The sequence below is a fragment of the Streptococcus sp. 2020WUSS089 genome, assembly GCF_044427405.1.
GTDB classification, from domain to species: domain Bacteria; phylum Bacillota; class Bacilli; order Lactobacillales; family Streptococcaceae; genus Streptococcus; species Streptococcus hashimotonensis.
The window spans coordinates 1-3,910 of the sequence record NZ_JAOTGD010000022.1 but is presented as its reverse complement, the minus strand read 5'-3'; the positions used below and the strand labels follow the sequence as shown (position 1 = coordinate 3,910).

The window sequence follows — 3,910 nt, the reverse complement described above, 5'->3', positions numbered from 1 at the left end:
CGAGTCAATTTCGGAATCTACATCTGAGTCGATTTCCGAGTCAGTCAGCGAATCTATTTCTGAATCTACATCTGAGTCTATCTCCGAGTCAGTGAGCGAATCGATTTCCGAATCCGTCTCAGAATCTCTTTCAGAGTCAGTGAGTGAATCAATTTCAGAATCTGCATCTGAGTCCATCTCTGAGTCAGTTAGCGAGTCCCTTTCCGAATCCGTATCTGAGTCCATCTCCGAGTCAGTAAGTGAGTCTCTTTCAGAATCTGTCTCAGAATCTATCTCCGAGTCAGTGAGCGAGTCAATTTCAGAATCAGTCTCTGAGTCAATTTCCGAGTCAGTAAGTGAGTCGATTTCAGAATCTGTATCTGAGTCCATCTCCGAGTCAGTCAGCGAGTCTCTTTCAGAATCTGTATCAGAATCCATCTCCGAGTCAGTTAGCGAATCGCTTTCCGAATCCGTCTCAGAATCTATCTCAGAGTCGGTCAGCGAGTCAATCTCTGAATCCACATCTGAATCAATTTCAGAATCCGTCTCTGAATCCATCTCAGAGTCAGTCAGCGAGTCAATTTCTGAATCTACATCTGAGTCCCTTTCAGAATCAGTTAGCGAGTCTATCTCTGAATCTACATCTGAATCAATTTCAGAGTCAGTCAGCGAGTCGATTTCAGAATCCGTATCAGAATCTATCTCTGAATCGGTAAGCGAATCTATTTCCGAATCCGTCTCAGAATCTATCTCTGAATCGGTCAGCGAGTCTCTTTCCGAATCCGTCTCAGAATCTATCTCCGACTCAGTCAGCGAGTCTCTTTCAGAATCTGTATCAGAATTTATCTCCGAGTCAGAATCAACTCTATCTCGTCACTCTCAAGCTCCGCGTAGACAAGGTGTGCTACCAAATACTGGTGAACAATCATCAGCTTGGACAGGAATCCTTGGAGCAGGTCTCCTTCTAGGTGCATTTTATAAGCGTCGTAAAAGAGAAGAGGATAAAAGAACTCCACTGAAATAATTATGAAGCCGTTAGAGAATTCTAGCGGCTTTTAATGATGAATGTTTACCACTTACCTGTCTAATTTTGCCACTTACTGAAATGCCCTTGTAATTGGATGTCGAACTGGTATAATAGAGCTATCAAAAAGGAGGGAGCTATGAAAGTTAGGATTGAATTTGATGACAGCTTAGATCAGGTTGAAGTTGTTATTCGAACCAGTCAGCTGGGACCAGAGATTGAACAGATTCAGCAAGCTTTGCAACAAGTTAGTCGTCCCTCGCTTGTTTTTTACAAGGGGAGCAGCGAGTATTTTCTTTCATTGGGTGACATACTTTTCTTTGAAACGGACGGAACCAAGATTTTTGCTCATACAGGCGATGATGCCTACGAGGTTAAGATGAAACTCTATGAACTTGAGGAGTATTTGCCTATCTACTTTTGTCGGGTAGCTAAGTCAACTATTGTCAATAGCAAGGTAGTCTATTCGCTAGATAAGTCCTTCTCGGGCACCAGTCGGATTTCCTTCTACAAGACTCACAAGGAAGTTCACGTGTCGCGACATTATTACCATTTATTAAAAGAAAAGTTACAGGAAATGAGGTAGGAAGATGAAAAGAAATGGTTTGGGAATAGCTTTACTAATCTTGGCAGGCTTGGTCTTGTTTCAAGACTACTTGCCGGCTGTGAAATTTCCTCTTTGGAAATTGGCACTGGTAGTCGGTTGGAGTTATCTCTTTTTTAAAGCAATGATAAAAAAACAGCTAGTTACAAGCTTTGTCTGGGGAACCTTGGTCTTTATCGTGCTAAACAGTCATTTTAATTGGTTGGAAATTGATACCTGGACCTTGATTTTAGGTGCGATACTGGCTTGTACAGGGGTGAAGTTGTTAATAAAACCTAGAAGGAGCAAGAATATGGTCGATACAAAAAGTTTTGTCACAGGAGTGATTGGCGATAAGGGACGCGATACAGCTTTTGGTTCCTCGACTCGATACATCCATGAGGAGAATTTTATTCATGACAGTGTGGATGTAGCCTTTGGATCTAGTATGGTTTACTTTGATCAGGCGATTATTCTGGGAGATAAGGCTGAATTTCATATCGATGCTGCCTTTTCAAATATCACACTCTACCTGCCTGCTGACTGGCAAGCGGTTGTAGAGTTGGATAGCGCCATGTCAACAACTAACAATTATGCATCTGAGCCAAAAGAAAAGGTTCTCTTGGTAACGGGTGATATGGCATTTTCTACATTAAATATTTACTCTATGTAAAAGAATAATCACAGAGGAAAGTCCATCCAGGCTCCTCTGCAAGACAAAATATCTGAATATTCTGGAAATTATACAAAGAAAGGGATTATCATGAAAAAAATTTTGAAAAATGCTACCTACCTATGGGTACTGACGGCGGATATGCTGTCCAATTTTGGTGATGTTGTCTATTATCTGGCCCTGATGAACTATGTCTTGCTGGTGCCAAACAGCCGTCTGGCTCTGGCAATCGTGACCTTCTCAGAAATCTTTCCTAGCTTTATGGGCCTCTTCACAGGCTATCTGGCAGACAAGACGGTCAACAAAATCAGCACTATCAAGCTGACCCTCCTCTTTCGCGTTGTACTCTACCTCATCCTCGGATTCTGCATGGGCTTTGAGCCAGCCCTCTGGATTGTCGTGGTGGCTGCAACTTTCAATGTCTTTGCAGACTTCGCTGGCTTCTATGAAAACGGCCTCTATACACCTCTGGGATTACGCGTAGCGCCCAAGGAAGAGCGGGAGCAGTATTCAGCCTTTCGTCAGACCGTGACCAGCCTCCTAAACATCGCCTTTCAGGCCCTCTCTGCTCTCTTGGTCGGTCTCCTCTCCTACCAAAACCTCGCCTTTCTCAACGCCGGCACCTTTTTAGTCTCCTTCCTCATCATGCAGTTGCTGACGCCAGCCTTTCGCAAACTCCTGACGGAGCAGCCTTTGAAAATAGCAGAGCAGCCGAGCCAGCCCGAGTCAGAAACCAAAGGTCCGAGCATTTTAGCTTCATTCAAGCAAGCCATCGTGGAGCTGCGCAAGATTCCCGAGTTCCGCCTGGTCCTGATTACCAACCCCATTATCAACGCCTGCGGAGCGATTCTCTATCCTATTCTGGTCCTGCTGATTAGCGAAAATCCAAATCTTGTCTTCCTCAATGTTGAAACAACACTTGCCCTGACCATTCTGATCTTCTTTGTCGGCAACATCTTGGGTTCGACCTTGGTCTTTACCCTTTTCAAAAAGACCAGCATGGTGACGCTGGAAGTGGCTGCCACTTTCTCTCTACTGGGAGTGTTTGTCGGAATGTTGCTACATCAACTGCCAATTATTTTCTTCTTCCTTACTACAATGGGAATTAGCTCTGGAGCTAGTGGACCTAAGTTTAACGCTAAGTTTGTCAATTCTATGCCAGAGGAGCAGCTGGCAACCATTGGCGGAGCGGTATCGACCTATTTTATGCTAGGTCAAGCTTTTACTCGACTATTGGTATCAGGTCTGGTCTTGGTATTGACTGTCAATCAGATTAGCGGACTTTTCCTAGCGGCAACTGGCTTCTTGGTCCTCTATGTCCTCTACTGGCTGGCACGGAATACTCAATGAAAATCGAATTCAGACTAGGCGACGAGGATGTAGATAGAACTGAAGTTCATCAAATCAAGTCAACGACGTCTGAGTTTGATTTTCGAAGAGTATAATCAAAAAACAGGTAAATTCTCAAAGTAAGTTCTAGTTCCCGTCCTTCCAGAAGTTACTTTGAGAAAACTGCATAACACCAACAGAATTTAGTCTCAGACTAAGTTCTGTTTTTGCCTAAAGCTGCAGATTCAAGGAATTTTTAGGGTTGAAAATGTTGAAAAAAAGAGTACACTAAAGTTACTGGCTCTGAGACGTCTCAAAGTAA

General features: G+C 43.5%; 4 protein-coding genes. All 4 read left to right on the top strand.

The window, feature by feature from the left end; translation table 11 throughout:
- Positions 1-91: 91 nt before the first annotated feature.
- Positions 92-1,003 carry a DUF445 family protein gene (locus tag ODU46_RS09995; RefSeq protein WP_398579570.1) on the top strand — a complete coding sequence of 304 codons (912 nt, stop codon included), beginning with the start codon at positions 92-94 and terminating at the stop codon, positions 1,001-1,003.
- Positions 1,004-1,142: 139 nt separating this feature from the next.
- Complete coding sequence (locus ODU46_RS09990; protein ID WP_024407334.1) at positions 1,143-1,589, top strand: LytTR family DNA-binding domain-containing protein; 447 nt, start codon at positions 1,143-1,145, stop codon at positions 1,587-1,589.
- A 4-nt stretch (positions 1,590-1,593) separates the two neighbouring features.
- Positions 1,594-2,259 carry a hypothetical protein gene (locus tag ODU46_RS09985; RefSeq protein ID WP_114866924.1) on the top strand — a complete coding sequence of 222 codons (666 nt, stop codon included), beginning with the start codon at positions 1,594-1,596 and terminating at the stop codon, positions 2,257-2,259.
- Between the two features lie 90 nt (positions 2,260-2,349).
- Positions 2,350-3,609 carry an MFS transporter gene (locus ODU46_RS09980; protein WP_398579569.1) on the top strand — a complete coding sequence of 420 codons (1,260 nt, stop codon included), beginning with the start codon at positions 2,350-2,352 and terminating at the stop codon, positions 3,607-3,609.
- Positions 3,610-3,910 lie beyond the last annotated feature (301 nt).